This window comes from Streptomyces sp. MA5143a (genome assembly GCF_900290235.1).
Classification (GTDB): domain Bacteria; phylum Actinomycetota; class Actinomycetes; order Streptomycetales; family Streptomycetaceae; genus Streptomyces.
The window spans coordinates 75,651-89,582 of record NZ_OLMK01000013.1 but is presented as its reverse complement, the minus strand read 5'-3'; the positions used below and the strand labels follow the sequence as shown (position 1 = coordinate 89,582).

The 13,932-nt window shown below is 73.3% G+C and carries 13 protein-coding genes; 6 read left to right on the top strand and 7 right to left on the bottom strand.

Going from position 1 to position 13,932, the window contains the following annotated elements; all coding sequences use genetic code 11:
• Positions 1 to 270 precede the first annotated feature (270 nt).
• The 5 genes from SMA5143A_RS06785 to SMA5143A_RS06765 all read left to right on the top strand — a co-directional run bounded on the left by SMA5143A_RS06785 (position 271) and on the right by SMA5143A_RS06765 (position 4,863).
• On the top strand, positions 271 to 1,122 hold the full coding sequence (locus tag SMA5143A_RS06785; protein ID WP_107462010.1) for a transporter substrate-binding domain-containing protein: 852 nt from the start codon (positions 271 to 273) through the stop codon (positions 1,120 to 1,122).
• 3 nt (positions 1,123 to 1,125) lie between these two features.
• Positions 1,126 to 1,959, top strand: a complete 834-nt coding sequence (locus SMA5143A_RS06780) for an amino acid ABC transporter permease (protein WP_107462009.1) — start codon at positions 1,126 to 1,128, stop codon at positions 1,957 to 1,959.
• Positions 1,956 to 2,765, top strand: a complete 810-nt coding sequence (locus tag SMA5143A_RS06775; RefSeq protein ID WP_107462008.1) for an amino acid ABC transporter ATP-binding protein — start codon at positions 1,956 to 1,958, stop codon at positions 2,763 to 2,765. The genes SMA5143A_RS06780 and SMA5143A_RS06775 overlap by 4 nt, the downstream gene beginning before the upstream one ends.
• Positions 2,766 to 2,975: 210 nt before the next feature.
• Entirely contained in the window at positions 2,976 to 4,067 is a 1,092-nt protein-coding gene (locus tag SMA5143A_RS06770; protein ID WP_107462007.1) for an amidohydrolase family protein, read from the top strand.
• 142 nt (positions 4,068 to 4,209) lie between these two features.
• Positions 4,210 to 4,863, top strand: coding sequence for a hypothetical protein (locus SMA5143A_RS06765; RefSeq protein WP_107462006.1), 654 nt, complete (start codon positions 4,210 to 4,212; stop codon positions 4,861 to 4,863).
• 54 nt (positions 4,864 to 4,917) lie between these two features.
• On the opposite strand, the gene cobC is transcribed toward SMA5143A_RS06765, so the two are convergent.
• The 5 genes from cobC to cobM all read right to left on the bottom strand — a co-directional run bounded on the left by cobC (position 4,918) and on the right by cobM (position 10,881).
• On the bottom strand, positions 4,918 to 6,003 hold the full coding sequence (gene cobC / locus SMA5143A_RS06760; RefSeq protein ID WP_107462005.1) for an Rv2231c family pyridoxal phosphate-dependent protein CobC: 1,086 nt from the start codon (positions 6,001 to 6,003) through the stop codon (positions 4,918 to 4,920).
• Positions 5,993 to 6,922 carry a sirohydrochlorin chelatase gene (locus tag SMA5143A_RS06755; RefSeq protein WP_055716373.1) on the bottom strand — a complete coding sequence of 310 codons (930 nt, stop codon included), beginning with the start codon at positions 6,920 to 6,922 and terminating at the stop codon, positions 5,993 to 5,995. Before SMA5143A_RS06755 ends, cobC begins: the two co-directional genes overlap by 11 nt.
• A 151-nt stretch (positions 6,923 to 7,073) precedes the next feature.
• Complete coding sequence (gene cobJ, locus SMA5143A_RS06750) at positions 7,074 to 8,819, bottom strand: precorrin-3B C(17)-methyltransferase (protein WP_107462004.1); 1,746 nt, start codon at positions 8,817 to 8,819, stop codon at positions 7,074 to 7,076.
• The gene (gene cbiE, locus SMA5143A_RS06745) at positions 8,816 to 10,057 is read right to left on the bottom strand and encodes a precorrin-6y C5,15-methyltransferase (decarboxylating) subunit CbiE (RefSeq protein WP_107462003.1); all 1,242 of its coding nucleotides are present in this window, start codon (positions 10,055 to 10,057) and stop codon (positions 8,816 to 8,818) included. Before cbiE ends, cobJ begins: the two co-directional genes overlap by 4 nt.
• A complete protein-coding gene (cobM, locus tag SMA5143A_RS06740; protein ID WP_107462002.1) occupies positions 10,054 to 10,881 on the bottom strand; it encodes a precorrin-4 C(11)-methyltransferase in 828 nt (275 codons plus the stop codon). The genes cbiE and cobM overlap by 4 nt, the downstream gene beginning before the upstream one ends.
• A gap of 146 nt (positions 10,882 to 11,027) precedes the next feature.
• On the opposite strand from cobM, the gene SMA5143A_RS06735 reads away from it, so the two are divergent.
• A complete protein-coding gene (locus SMA5143A_RS06735) occupies positions 11,028 to 11,756 on the top strand; it encodes a ZIP family metal transporter (RefSeq protein ID WP_107462001.1) in 729 nt (242 codons plus the stop codon).
• A 23-nt stretch (positions 11,757 to 11,779) separates the two neighbouring features.
• Here SMA5143A_RS06735 and cobI read toward each other — a convergent pair whose 3' ends face one another.
• A complete protein-coding gene (cobI, locus tag SMA5143A_RS06730; RefSeq protein ID WP_107462012.1) occupies positions 11,780 to 12,511 on the bottom strand; it encodes a precorrin-2 C(20)-methyltransferase in 732 nt (243 codons plus the stop codon).
• Positions 12,508 to 13,926, bottom strand: a complete 1,419-nt coding sequence (locus SMA5143A_RS06725; RefSeq protein ID WP_107462000.1) for a cobyrinate a,c-diamide synthase — start codon at positions 13,924 to 13,926, stop codon at positions 12,508 to 12,510. Before SMA5143A_RS06725 ends, cobI begins: the two co-directional genes overlap by 4 nt.
• Positions 13,927 to 13,932 lie beyond the last annotated feature (6 nt).

The window sequence follows — 13,932 nt, the reverse complement described above, 5'->3', positions numbered from 1 at the left end:
CCAGTCCTGGCAACAGGACCCACTCCCGCTCAGTATCAAGGAACGGTAGATGGTGTCCAGGGTGGGCCGACCCGGGTCGACACAGGTCGAGCGTAATCGGCGCGTCCGGCAGCACCGTCCGACGATCCCCGCCCCCTGAATCCGAGAGCATCTGCCGCCCCGCACCGATGACTTCTGAGGCTGAACGGCCCAGTGGCCATCGGATTGGTTTGAGTAAGTCAAACATCTCCTTATAATCGGATGCCTACGTTCCCCACAGGAGGTCTCCCCGTGAACTCGGTCCCCGCACGCCGGACCCGCATCCTGGCCGCCACCACCGCCGCGGCCGGACTGCTGCTCGTGGCCGGTTGCACCTCGACCGACGACGGCGGCAGCGGCACCAAGACGGCCGCCGGCGGGGTCGAACTGGTCAAGGCGGGCCAGTTGACCACGTGCACGCACCTCCCGTACCCGCCGTTCCAGTCGGAGATCGACGGCAAGGTGCAGGGCTTCGACGTCGCGCTGATCGACCTCGTCGCCAAGGACCTGGGCGTGAAGCAGGACATCCTCGACACCCCGTTCGAGAACTTCAAGACGGGCGCCTTCCTGAACTCCGGTGAGTGCGACCTCGCCGCCGCCGGTATGACGATCACCGACGAGCGCAAGAAGAACGTCGACTTCTCCGACCCGTACTTCGACGCCACCCAGGCCGTCCTCGCCGACAAGGGCGCCGGGATCAACTCCTTCGCGGACCTCAAGGGCAAGAAGGTCGGCGCCCAGGCGCAGACCACCGGCGAGGACTACGCCAAGAGCCAGGGCCTCGACCCGGTCTCCTTCGAGTCCTCCGACGCCGTCCTCAACGGACTGCGCTCCGGCCAGGTCGACGCCGTCGTCATCGACTACCCCGTCGTCCAGGGCTGGCTGAAGGACAAGGCCAACGCCGACGCCTTCGAGGTCGCGGACAACATCAACACCGGTGAGCAGTACGGCTTCACGGTCAAGAAGGGCAACACCAAGCTCCTCGCCGCCATCAACAAGGCGCTCTCCGAGGCCAGGTCCGACGGGACCTACCGCGAGCTGTACGAGAAGTGGATCGGCCCGTACGACGAGAGCGCCGCGTCCGCCTCCCCGTCCGCCTCCTGACCCATGGCCGACACGGACGCGGTGGTCCAGCCCAGGAAGAAGGGGCTGACCCGACGGCAGAAGCGCGGTCTGTCGCGCGGCGCGCAGTACGTCGTCTTCGTCGCCGCCGTGATCGCCTTCGCGGTCTCGGCGGACTGGGGCCGGCTGAAGAACCAGTTCGCGCAGGCGGACATCGCCGAGCAGATGTTCCCGGACGTCATCACGCTGGCACTGAAGAACACCGTGCTCTACACCCTGTCCGGCTTCGCCGTCGGCCTGGTGCTCGGCATGGTGATCGCCCTGATGCGGCTGTCGTCGGTCGGCCCGTACCGCTGGTTCGCCGGCGTGTACATCGAGATCTTCCGTGGTCTGCCCGCCCTGCTGATCTTCATCTTCATCGGCGTCGCCGTCCCGCTGGCCTTCCCGGGCACGGAGATCGTCGGCGGCACCTATGGCAAGGTCGCCCTGGCGCTGGGCCTGGTCGCGGCGGCGTACATGGCGGAGACGATCCGCGCGGGCATCCAGGCCGTCCCCAAGGGGCAGATGGAGGCGGCCCGTTCGCTGGGGTTCTCGCCGGCCCGCGCGATGGTCTCGATCGTCATCCCGCAGGCGTTCCGGATCATCCTCCCGCCGCTCACCAACGAACTCGTCCTCCTCTTCAAGGACTCCTCGCTGGTGTTGTTCCTCGGGGTCACCCTGGAGGAGCGCGAACTGTCCAAGTACGGGCGGGACCTGGCCAGCACCACCGCCAACTCCACGCCGATCCTGGTCGCCGGCCTGTGCTACCTGCTGGTGACCATCCCGCTCGGCTTCGTCGTGCGCCGTATGGAGGCGAAGGCCCAGGAGGCCGTGAAATGACCCCGAAGACGCCGGGCGGACACCCCGAGATCCAGGTCCGCGCCCTGCACAAGTCGTTCGGCGACAACGAGGTCCTCAAGGGCATCGACCTGGAGATCGGCCGAGGCGAGGTCGTCTGCGTCATCGGCCCGTCCGGCTCCGGCAAATCGACCCTGCTGCGCTGTGTGAACCTCCTGGAGGAACCCACCAAGGGCCAGGTCTTCGTCGGCGGCACCGAACTGACGGACCCGGACGTCGACATCGACGCCGTACGCCGCCGTATCGGCATGGTCTTCCAGCAGTTCAACCTCTTCCCGCACCTCACGGTCACCGAAAACCTCACGCTCCCGCAGCGCCGGGTCCTCAGACGGGGCAAGGCTCAGGCGGCGCGGGTGGCCGCCGAGAACCTGGAACGGGTCGGTCTCGCCGAGAAGGCGGACGCCTACCCCTCCTCCCTCTCCGGCGGCCAGCAGCAGCGCGTGGCGATCGCCCGCTCCCTGTCCATGGGCCCCGAGGTCATGCTCTTCGACGAGCCGACGTCGGCGCTGGACCCGGAACTGGTGGGCGACGTCCTGGCGGTGATGCGCAGGCTCGCGGAGGAGGGTATGACGATGATGGTCGTCACCCATGAGATGACCTTCGCCCGCGAGGTCGCCGACCGGGTCGTCTTCATGGACGGCGGCGTGATCGTCGAGGACGGCGCGCCCGCGCAGGTCATCGGCGCCCCCCGGCACGAGCGCACCCGCCACTTCCTGTCCCGTCTCCTCGACCCCGCGATGGCGGAGGTGGAGGAGGAGACGTCGGACCAGGTGGGCAAGAGCGACTGAAAGGGTTCGTTCGTCGGGTGCGGGGAGGTGGGGGCCGTTCGCGCAGTTCCCCGCGCCCCTGAAAAGCGACCGGGCTGCGCCCGTGCTTTTCCTGAAGGGCGGGCCGCAGGCCCGTCCCTTCAGGGGCGCGGGGAACTGCGCGACAAGCCCCCACTCACCCGCACCCGACAACGCTGAGCCACAGCGGAAGCGTCTGGCTAGGGTGCGGGTATGAACGAGCGTGCTGTGCTGCGTGTGAAGGGGCGGGTCCTCGTCGGGCCCGACGAGGTTCGGGACGAGCTGTGGGTCGTGGACGGCCGGGTCTCCTACGACCGTCCCGCCACCGCGCGGGACGTGCGGACCGTGGAGGGGTGGGCGCTGCCCGGTCTCGTCGACGCCCACTGCCATGTCGGTCTCGGCGCGCACGGGCCGGTCGACGCCGGCACCGCGGAGAAGCAGGCCCTGACCGACCGCGACGCCGGCACCCTCCTGATCCGGGACGCGGGCTCCCCGTCCGACACCCGCTGGGTCGACGACCGCGACGACCTCCCGAAGATCATCCGCGCCGGCCGGCACATCGCCCGTACCCGGCGCTACATCCGCGGCTACGCCCACGAGATCGAGCCGGACGACCTCGTCGCGTACGTCGGCCGGGAGGCCCGGCGCGGTGACGGGTGGGTGAAGCTGGTCGGCGACTGGATCGACCGCGAGGTGGGCGACCTCGCGGCGTGCTGGCCGCGCGGCGCGGTCGAGGCGGCGATCGCCGAGGCCCACCGCCTGGGCGCCCGCGTCACGGCCCACTGTTTCGCCGAGTCCTCGCTGCGCGACCTCGTCGAGGCGGGCATCGACTGCGTCGAACACGCCACGGGCCTCACCGACGACCTGATCCCGCTGTTCGCCTCCCGCGGCGTCGCGATCGTCCCCACCCTGGTCAACATCGCCACGTTCCCGAAGCTCGCCGAGGGCGGCGAGGCCCGGTTCCCCGTCTGGTCCGCCCACATGAGGAACCTGTACGAGCGCCGCTACGACACCGTCCGCAACGCCTACGACGCCGGGATCCCCGTCTTCGTCGGCACCGACGCCGGCGGCAGCCTCCCGCACGGCCTGGTCGCCGACGAGGTGGCCGAACTGGTCAAGGCCGGCATCCCCCCGCTCCGGGCCCTCGCCGCGACCACCTGGGACGCCCGGACCTGGCTCGGCCGCCCCGGCCTGGAGGAGGGCGCCCCGGCGGACCTCGTCGTCTACGCCGAGGACCCCCGCGACGACGTCCGCGCCCTGGCGGCGCCCCTGCGGGTCGTGCTGAACGGCACGGTCACCGCCTGACACCTCTCGACGCCTCCCCTGCGGGACAGGGCCTCAAGGGCAGTGGCCGAAGGGACAATTTCCGGGAACTCGCCCGCTCTCTAGGTTGGTTGCGCACCGCACGCCCGTCCCGAATGTTCCGTCCAGCACCAGGGAGGCTTCCGTGCCCAACCGTTCCCCTCTTCTCCGCAGACTGTCGAACCTGGCGGTCGCGGGGGCCGCCATGCTCGCCGTCCTCGCCCCCGCCGGCGCCGCGTCCGCCAGCAGCGGCGCTCCCGTCGCCAAGAAGGCCGAGACGACGGCCGCCCAGCAGGACACGACGGCCGCGGCCGCCGTCAAGCTCCGCAAGCTCTACGACTGGCGCCTCCACGTCAAGCCCAACAACGCCAAGTACATCGGGCGGCCCTGGAAGCCCGCCGAGGCCATCCAGGAACTCAAGAAGTGCTTCAACTGCACGTTCCCGGTCAAGAACGCGCCGAAGGCGTACCCGAAGGAAGGCCAGCTGATCAAGCTGAAGGCCTGCGCGGCAGGTCCCTTCGGCTGCAAGAACGCGCCCGTCAAGTTCTACTCGAAGGGCGTGGCGAACGGCTGGTACTTCGTCGCGCAGAAGGGCCACTTCGACGGCGCCGGCTCCAAGGTGTACTTCCAGTTCTACAACGAGAAGAGCACCGGGTACCTGATGCTCCACGTCTGGGCCTACGTCGCCAAGCCGAGCGTGCCCGACGGGGTCAACAAGTCCTTCGCGCGCGGCAAGTGGCAGGACTTCAGCCACAAGATGGGCGTGAAGCTGCACTGCAAGCACAGCTCGCAGTGCTGACCCGGTAGCACCCGCGCCGCAGGATCCGCCGGCGGACCGTCGAGCCCCCTCCGCTCAACGGTCCGCCAGCGTCATCGCCTGGTCCAGCGCCTGAAGGAAGTTGTTGACCGTCGTTCGGTCACGGACCGCCAGCCGCAGCCAGTTCTCGTCCAGGCCGGGGAAGGTGTCGCCCCGGCGCACCGCGAACCCCAGGGTCCGCAGATAGCGGCGCACGGCCGGAGCGCGATCCAGGCTGACGAGGACGAACGGCCCTTCGGCGGGCTCGGCGACGGTCAGGCCGTCCGGCGCGAACTCCTTGAGACCCGCCACCAGATGGTCCCGGTCGGCGGCGACGCGGTACGCCGCGTCGGCCGCCTCCGCCAGCGCCCGCTCGGACACGCACGCCTCGGCCGCCGCCAGCGCCGGCGTCGACACCGGCCACAGCGGCTGCGCCCGCTCCAGCTCCTCGATCGTCTCCGGTGCGGCGAGGACATAGCCGATCCGTAGCCCGGCCAGGCCCCACGTCTTGGTGAGGCTGCGCAGCACCACCAGACCGGGCACGTCCGTCCGCCCGGCCAGCGCCTCCCGCTCGCCCGGCACCGCGTCCATGAACGCCTCGTCCACCACCAGCGTCCGCCCCGGCCGGGCCAGCCGTGTGATCGCCCCCGCCGGGTGCAGCACCGACGTCGGGTTGGTGGGGTTGCCGACGACGACCAGATCCGCGTCCTCGGGTACGGCCTCCGGGTCCAGCCGGAAGCCGTCCGACGCCCGCAGCAGCACCCGGCCGACGCTGTGCCCGGCGTCCCGCAGCGCCGCCTCGGGCTCCGTGAACTGCGGGTGCACCACTACCGGCCGACGGACCCTCAGGGCCCGCGCCAGCAGCACGAACGCCTCGGCGGCGCCCGCCGTGAGCAGCACCCGCTCGGCGGGCAGCCCGTGCCGGGCGGCCACCGCAGCCCGGGCGGACCGCCCGTCGGGGTAGGCGGCCAGCCCGGTCAGCGACCCGGCGATCCGCTCCCGCAGCCAGGCGGGCGGTGTGCCGGCCCGTACGTTCACGGCGAGGTCGGTGAGCCCGGCCCCGTCGTCCCGCACCTCGGCGTCACCGTGATGCCGCAGGTCGTGGCCCGCATGCCGGGAACCGCTCCGGTGTTCAGTGTGCATGGGAGTGCGTGTGTCCCCCGTGGTGGTGGTGGCCGTGGTGGTGCCCGTCGTCGTCCGGGTGGAAGTGCGGCTGCTGCGGCATCCCCACCTTGTCCTCGAACCCGGGCAGCGCGATCCGGTAGACGCAGGAGTCGCAGTTCATCCGCAGATCACCCTCCAGGGCCTCCCGGTAGCGCTCCATGACCAGATCGAGCAACTCCGGTTCCGGACCGATGACATCGGCCGACCGTACCTCGATCTCCGGGTGCGCGGCAGCCCAGCCCTCGGTCTGCTGCCGCACCCGGTCCGGCAGGATGCCGGTGAACAGGAAGTACGGCAGCACCACGATCCGCTTGGCGCCGAGCCGTACGCACCGGTCGAGACCGCTCGGCACGTCCGGCGCCGCCAGCGACACGAACGCCGTCTCCACGCCCGCGTATCCGCGCCCCTCCCACAGCAGCCGGGCCGCCTTGAACACCTCGGCGTTGGCGTCCGGGTCGGTCGAGCCGCGCCCCACCAGCAGCACGGTCACATCGGCACGGTCCTCGGGGCTGCGGCCCGCACCGCCGAGCGCCTCGTCCAGCCGTCGCTCCAGCACGCTCAACAGCGCCGGGTGCGGGCCCAGCGGACGGCCGTAGGTGTACGAGATCCCCGGGTGCCGCTCCTTCTCGCGGGCCAGCGCCGCCGGGATGTCGCCCTTGGCGTGCCCGGCGGACACCAGCATCAGCGGGACGGCGGCGAACCGCCGCACACCCCGCTCCACCAGGTCGGCCACGGCCTCGCCCAGCGGCGGCGGGGACAGCTCGATGAAGCCGCCCGCGACGGGCAGTTCGGGGTGGCGGCGCCCCAGCTCCCGGACGAAGTCGCGGAACGCCTCGGCTCCGGCATCGTCCCGGGTGCCATGACCGGCGATGAGCAGGGCGGGCGGCGGGGTGGTCACGATGTCTCCTCGGAGTGTCGAACGGGGTGGTACTGCGGGGCGACGGGCGCGGCGGCCGGTGCCGGCCGGCCCGTCACGGTCGCCTCGGTGGGCGGGGCGGGCCGGTGGGCGGCCGGTCGCCGAAACGGCTCGGTCGGGTGGACCACATGGTTCACTCGGCGCCCTCCGGGTTCTCCTGCCAGCGGTAGCCGCGCGGCGTCACCATGCGGCCCGCGATCTCACGGGTCGCCGTGTTGCCCACGGTCACCACGGTCATCATGTCGACCGTCGCCGGGTCGAGCGCCGCCAGGGTCGTCAACCGGTGCGACCCGTCCGGCCGCGAGGCGTTCCGCACGACCCCGACGGGTGTCGTCGGCTCACGGTGCCCGGCGAGGATGGCGAGGGCCTTCGGCAGCTGCCAGTCCCGGCCCCTGCTGCGCGGGTTGTAGAACGTCACCACGATGTCGGCCTCGGCCGCCGCCCGCACCCGCCGCTCGATGACCTCCCACGGCGTGTGCAGGTCGGACAGGCTGATCGACACATGGTCGTGCCCGAGCGGCGCCCCGAGGATCGCGGCGGCCGCGAGCGCGGCGGTCACCCCGGGCACACCGATCACGTCGATGTCGTCGGACGCCTCGGCGAGCGCGGGCGAGGCCATGGCGTACACCCCGGCGTCGCCGCTCCCGATCAGTGCCACGGCCTGCCCGCGGCGGGCCTCGGCCACCGCGGTCCGCGCCCGCTCCTCCTCCGCGCCCAGCCCGGACTCCAGGATCCGGGTGCCGGGCCGGAGCAGATCCCGGATCTGGTCGACGTACTGGTCCAACCCGACGAGCACGGAGGCCCGCCGCAGTTCGGCCTTCGCGCGTGGCGTCAGCAGGTCCCGGGCGCCCGGTCCGAGCCCCACCACCGCGAGCCGCCCCCGCGCCGGCCGCCGTACGACGGCACAGGTCGCCATCGCGGGCCTGCCGTCCGCCCGCTCCGACTTCCGCTTGGGGACGAGGAGTTCACCCCCCGCGACGAGTGCGGCGGCCTCCGCGACGGAGGGGGTGCCCACGGCGGCGAGCGGCGCGTCCGACGGGTTCGGCACCTCGACGGCGGCCAGCTCCTCGGCGGAGTGCGTGACCAGCGGGACACCGAGACGCGCGGCGGCCTCGACGAGACCGGGTTCGTCGGCCTTGGCGTCGACGGTGGCGAGTTCGGCGAGGGACCGGGGGGAGAGGCCGGCGTCCCGCAGGGCGTTCTCGATCAGCCCGAGCACCTCGTCGGCGGGGGCACCCCTGGACGCCCCGACCCCCACCACGAGGGACGGCGGACGGAGCAGCACACGCCCGTCACCGGTGGGGCGACCGCCGGCGTCGAGCACCCGGTCGGTCACCACGATCGCCGGTCCGCCGCGCTCGGCGGGCGCGTCCGGTCCCGGGCGCCGTACGTTCGGTGGGAGCGCGGGCAGGGGCCAGGCGATCTCCAGGTCCAGCTCCATGTCCTCCCCGTCGAGCAGGGCCCGGGAGACCCGGGCGACATCCCCCTCGACCGGCATCCCGAGCGTGTCCAGGCCGGGCACCCCGACCGCGTCGGTGGCCGTGGTCACGACGGGCTCGGCGCCGAGCACCTCGCCCACCTCGACGGCGAGCGCGTTGGCGCCCCCCGCGTGCCCGCCGACCAGCGACACCGCGAACCGCCCGCCCTCGTCGACGCACACGACACCCGGGTCGGTGCCCTTGTCCGCGAGCAGCGGCGCGATCAGCCGCACCACGGCACCCGTGGCGAGGAAGCACACCACCTGCTCGCACTCGCCGAACGCGCGCCCCACGGCGTCCCGTACGGGCCCCTCGTACACACGGGTCCGCTCGGGCCACGCCGAGGCGAGCCGCTGGGCGGCAACGGCCCCCGCGGCGGTCGCGGAGATCAGGCCGATCACCGGTCAACTCCTTCACAGTGCGCCGGGGGCCTCACGCCCCACAGCAGGAAAACGGGATTGGTCGCCGCGAGCCGGGTCACGTCCCCGGGCAGCGGCGCGAGTCGGGACGCCTGCAACAGGACCCCGTCGCAGGTCAGCCCGGCCGCGACGAGCGCCTCGCGGGCCGCGGGGACCCGGTCGAGCGCGGCCATGGCGACCACCACGGTCCGCCGGGCGCGCTCCGCGCACGCGGTCACGATCGCGGGCAGTTCGCGCCCCCCGCCGCCGATGAACACGGCGTCGGGGTCGTCCGGGAGCCCGGTCAGCGCGTCCGGCGCGGTCCCGTGCACCACGTGCACGTCGACGCCGTGCGCGGCGGCGTTGGCGCGGACCCGCTCGACGCCGTCCGCCGTCCGCTCGACGGCGGTGACGGCGGCGCCGAGCCGCGCGCACTCCACGGCCACCGAGCCGGAGCCCGCGCCGACGTCCCACACCAGGTCGCCGAGCCGGGGGCCGAGCCGGGCCAGCGCGAGGGCCCGCACCTCGAACTTGGTGATCATCGAGTCGCGGTGCGCGAACGCGTCCTCGTCCAGCGCCCAGCCGTCCGGAGCGGCCGGGGCCCCGGCGACGGTCCGCACGGCGGACACGGTGTGCGCCTCGTCCAGGCACAGCACGACGCTGACCTCGGCGCCCCAGTCGCGCGCGGCGGCCTCGGCCGGTGTCACCCGCTCCACCCGCTCACGCTCCGCATCGCCCAGCGCGGACGCCACCACGAGGGTCCGCCGGCTGTCCAGCAGCCCCGCCCCCAGTTCGGCGGGCCCGCTGCCGGGCCCGGTCAGCACCGCCGTCTTCGGGCGGGCCCGGCACACGTTCAGCGCGGTGCGCAGCGCACGCCCGTGGGCGCTCACCACGACCGCGTCGTCCCAGGGCAGCCCCAGCCGGGCGAACGCGGTGGCCACCGAGGACACCCCCGGCCGGACGTCCAGCTCCCCGGCGCCGAAGCGTTCGGCGAGCGCCCGCACGATCCCGAAGAACCCCGGGTCACCGGAGGCCAGGACGACGACCCGCCGGTCCCGGTACTTCTCGATCACCCGGAGGGCGGGCGCCAGCGCCCCGAGGACGACCTGCTCGGCCGTCGCCGGAAGAGGGGCCGCCGCCAGATGCCGGCGTCCGCCCACGACGAGCGCCGCCTCGGCCAGGACGGCCTCGGCGTCCGGGGAGAGGGGCGCCCCCGTGCCCGTACCGATGACGGTGATCACGGCGTGCCGCCCCGGCCGCGCGCCTCCCGCAGCGCCTTGCGCGCCTCGGGGTCGGCCTTGCGGTACCCGTGGAAGTGGCCGGGGTGGTACAGGTGCGAGCGGGTGCCCTGCGCGTCGAGGGCCGGGCCCACCAGGAACAGGGTGTGCTTCCAGAGCTTGTGCTCCTTGACGGTCTCCTCCAGCGTCTCGATGGTGCACCGCGCGACCAGCTCCTCCGGCCAGGTCGCCTGGTAGGCGATGACCACCGGGGTATTGGTCGGATAGCCGCCCTCCAGCAGCTCCCGCACCAGCTGGCCGCTGCGCGCCGCCGACAGGAAGATCGCCATCGTCGTGCCGTGCCGCGCGAACTCCCGCACCTCCTCACCCGGCGGCATGGGCGTCTTGCCCCCGCCGAGCCGGGTCAGGATCACCGACTGCGCGACCTCCGGGATCGTCAGCTCCCGCTGGGCGAGCGCGGCGACGGCGGAGAACGACGACACGCCCGGCACGACCTCGGTCTCGATGCCCAGTGCCCGGCACCGGTCGAGCTGCTCCTGGGTGCCGCCCCACAACGCCGGGTCACCGGAGTGGATCCGGGCGACCTTCAACCCCTGCGCGAGGGCCCGCTCGTACACGGCGACGACGTCCTCCAGGGACATGGCGGCCGAGTCGAGGATCTCCGCGTCCGCGCGGGCGTGGTCCAGCACCTCGGCCTGCACCAGGCTGGCCGCCCAGATCACGACGTCCGCCTCCGCGATCGCCCGGGCGGCCCGGAACGTCAGCAGATCGGCGGCGCCGGGCCCGGCACCGACGAAGGTCACCTTGCCGGTGGGGGCATCGGCCATGGAAGTCATCGTTCCTCTCTCAAAGGCTGTACGGGGCGGTGCCCCTTCGGGTCGCGCCTCGCGGGGCCGGGGTCGGAGCCCGGAAGTCGGCCGCCGTCACGGGGTGCCGCGAGGTGGCGGCCCGGCTCTTCCGGTAGCAAGGACCCATGGCGGTGTTCGTGGCGCTCGGCGCGTTCCTCATGACGCTCATCGGCGGCTGGACGGCCGGGCGTGTCACCGACCGCCGTCACCTGGTGCTGGGCCTGGCCGGCGGACTGATGCTGGGCGTGGTCGGCCTCGACCTGCTGCCGGAGGCGCTGGGGGCCGCCGGGGACGAGGTGTTCGGCGTACCGGCGGCGCTGCTGCTGTTCGTCGCCGGGTTCCTCGCGGCCCACCTGGTGGAACGCCTGCTGGCGGCCCGTCAGGCGGCGCACGGCGCGGAGGAGCACGACGGGCGCACCCCGCAGGTCGGTCTCACGGCGGCCGCCGCGATGGTCGGCCACAGCGCCATGGACGGCGTCGCCATCGGCGCCGCCTTCCAGGTCGGCGAGGGCATGGGCCTCGCCGTGGCGCTCGCGGTGATCGCCCACGACTTCGCGGACGGCTTCAACACGTACACACTGACGAGCGTGTACGGCAACGCCCGCCGCCGGGCGGTCACCATGCTCGTCGCGGACGCGGTGGCGCCGGTCCTGGGCGCCGCCTCCACGCTGCTGTTCACGATCCCCGAGGGCCCGCTCGGCTGCTACCTCGGCTTCTTCGGCGGCGCCCTGCTGTACCTGGCGGCCGCCGAGATCCTCCCCGAGGCCCATCACGCGCACCCGGCGCGCTCCACACTGCTGTGCACGATCGCCGGGGCGGCGTTCATCTGGCTGGTGGTGGGCGTGGCCGAGTGAGCGGCCGTACCCGAGGGCTCCGCTCACAGCTTGCCGCCGCGGCCGCCGTCGCGCGGGGCGGGCGCGATCAGCGTGGACAGGTATGGCAGGGGGGCGCCGTCGAGCGCGTCGGCGGCCTGGATCGACTCCTCGGGAAGGCCCAGCGCGGACCCCCACACGGCGTCGTGGAGCCGCCCCGTCTCCCGCAGCGCCTCGACGACGGCCTGCGCCTGCCGCCCGAACTTGTAGGCGACCACGGTCCCCGGACCACCGAGGGCGTCCTTCAGCACGGCCGACCCCGCCGTCACGGGCACCAGCGTGAGCGGCTCCGTCCCCTCCGTCAGCACGGCACCGGAGCGCGCGGCGAGGTCCTGCATCGCGGTGATCCCGGGCACCGTCTCGATGACGGTCCCCGGCACCAGCTCGCCGATGGTGTGGGCGAGATAGGTGAACGTCGAGTACACGTTGGGGTCGCCGACGGTGGCGAACGCGACGGCGGAGTGCGCCTTCAGCAGCTCGGCGACCCGCTCACCGGCGGCGTCCCAGGCGGCCTCCCGCCGCCCCCGGTCGTTCCGCTCGTTGAGCGCGAACACGACCCGGACGATCTTCTCCGCGCCCACGTAGTGCAGCACGGTCGCCTCGGCGCGCCCCCGCTCCCCGGTGTCCATGACGGGTACGACGACGACGTCGGCGTCCCGCAGCGCGCCCACGCCCTTGACGGTCACCAGCTCCGGGTCACCGGGGCCGACCCCCACTCCGATCAGCCTGCTGCTCATGACGTCCGGCACCTCTCCACGAACCGACGGGCGACACCGGGCTCGGACGCCCAGTGCGTGTGCAGATAGCTCGCGTGCACACCGCGCTGTACAAAACCTTCGACCCGCCGCCGAGCGCCGCGGATGCCCCACGCGGGAGCGGCCCCGGCGCCCGGTTCGACGACCGTCCGGTGGAACTCGTGCCCCCGTATCCGCGTCCCCGCGGGCGCCAGCACGCTGTCGCCGAGGGCCACGGCGTCCCGGTACCCGAGCGTCAGCCGCGCGTCCATCCGGGCCGTGGCGTCGAGCACCCCGCACATGGGCCGCCCGTCCAGCTCCCGGCACAGATACAGCAGCCCCGCGCACTCGGCCGCCACGGGCGCCCCGCCCAGCGCCAGCTCGGCGACCTCCTTGCGCAGCGCCTCGTTGGCGGACAGCTCGACGCCGTACACCTCGGGAAACCCACCCCCGACGACCAGCCCCCGGGTGCCCTCGGGCAGCCGCTCGTCCCGCAGCGGATCGAAGGTCACGACCTCGGCCCCGGCGGCGGTGAGCAGCTCGGCGTGCTCGGCGTAGGAGAAGGTGAACGCGGGCCCACCGGCTACGGCGACGACCGGCGCCGAGGACGGGCCGGGCGAGGGCGAGGACGGGTCGGGCGAGGGCGAGGACGGGTCGGGCGAGGGTGAGGAAGCCAGGGCCTGCGCCGCGTCCCACGCCCTGCCCGGCAGCGCCCCGGCGCTCCGCGCGAGCGCCACCAACGCCTCCAGATCACACCCGGCGGCCACCTGCGCCCCCATCGCCGCCACAGCCTCCACCGCGGCCGACCGCCGCTCGGCGACCGGCACCAGCCCCAGATGGCGGGACGGCGTGTCCACCTGAGCAACCCGCCGCAGCACACCCAGCACCGGCACCCCGGCCGAATCCAGCGCCTCCCGCAGCAACTCCTCGTGCCGGTCGGAGGCGACCTTGTTGAGGATCACGCCACCGATCCGCACCTCGGGGTCCCAGGACGCGAAGCCGTGCACCAGCGCCGCCACCGACCGTGACTGCGACGACGCGTCGACGACCAGCACCACCGGCGCCCGCAGCAGCTTGGCCACCTGCGCGGTGGACGCCAGCTCGCCCTCGCCCGCGGCCCCGTCGTACATCCCCATCACGCCCTCGACGACGGCGAGGTCGCACCCCCGCGCCCCGTGCGCGAACAGCGGCGCGAGCAGCTCCGGCCCGCACAGGTACGCGTCGAGGTTGCGGCCCACCCGCCCGCTCGCGAGCGCGTGATAGCCGGGGTCGATGTAGTCCGGCCCCACCTTGTGCGGGGACACGGCGAGCCCCCGCGCGGTGAGCGCGGCCATCAACCCCGTGGCGACGGTGGTCTTGCCGCTGCCCGAGGAGGGCGCGGCGACGACCAGCCGGGGGACGGACGACGAGGAGTTCACGACGAC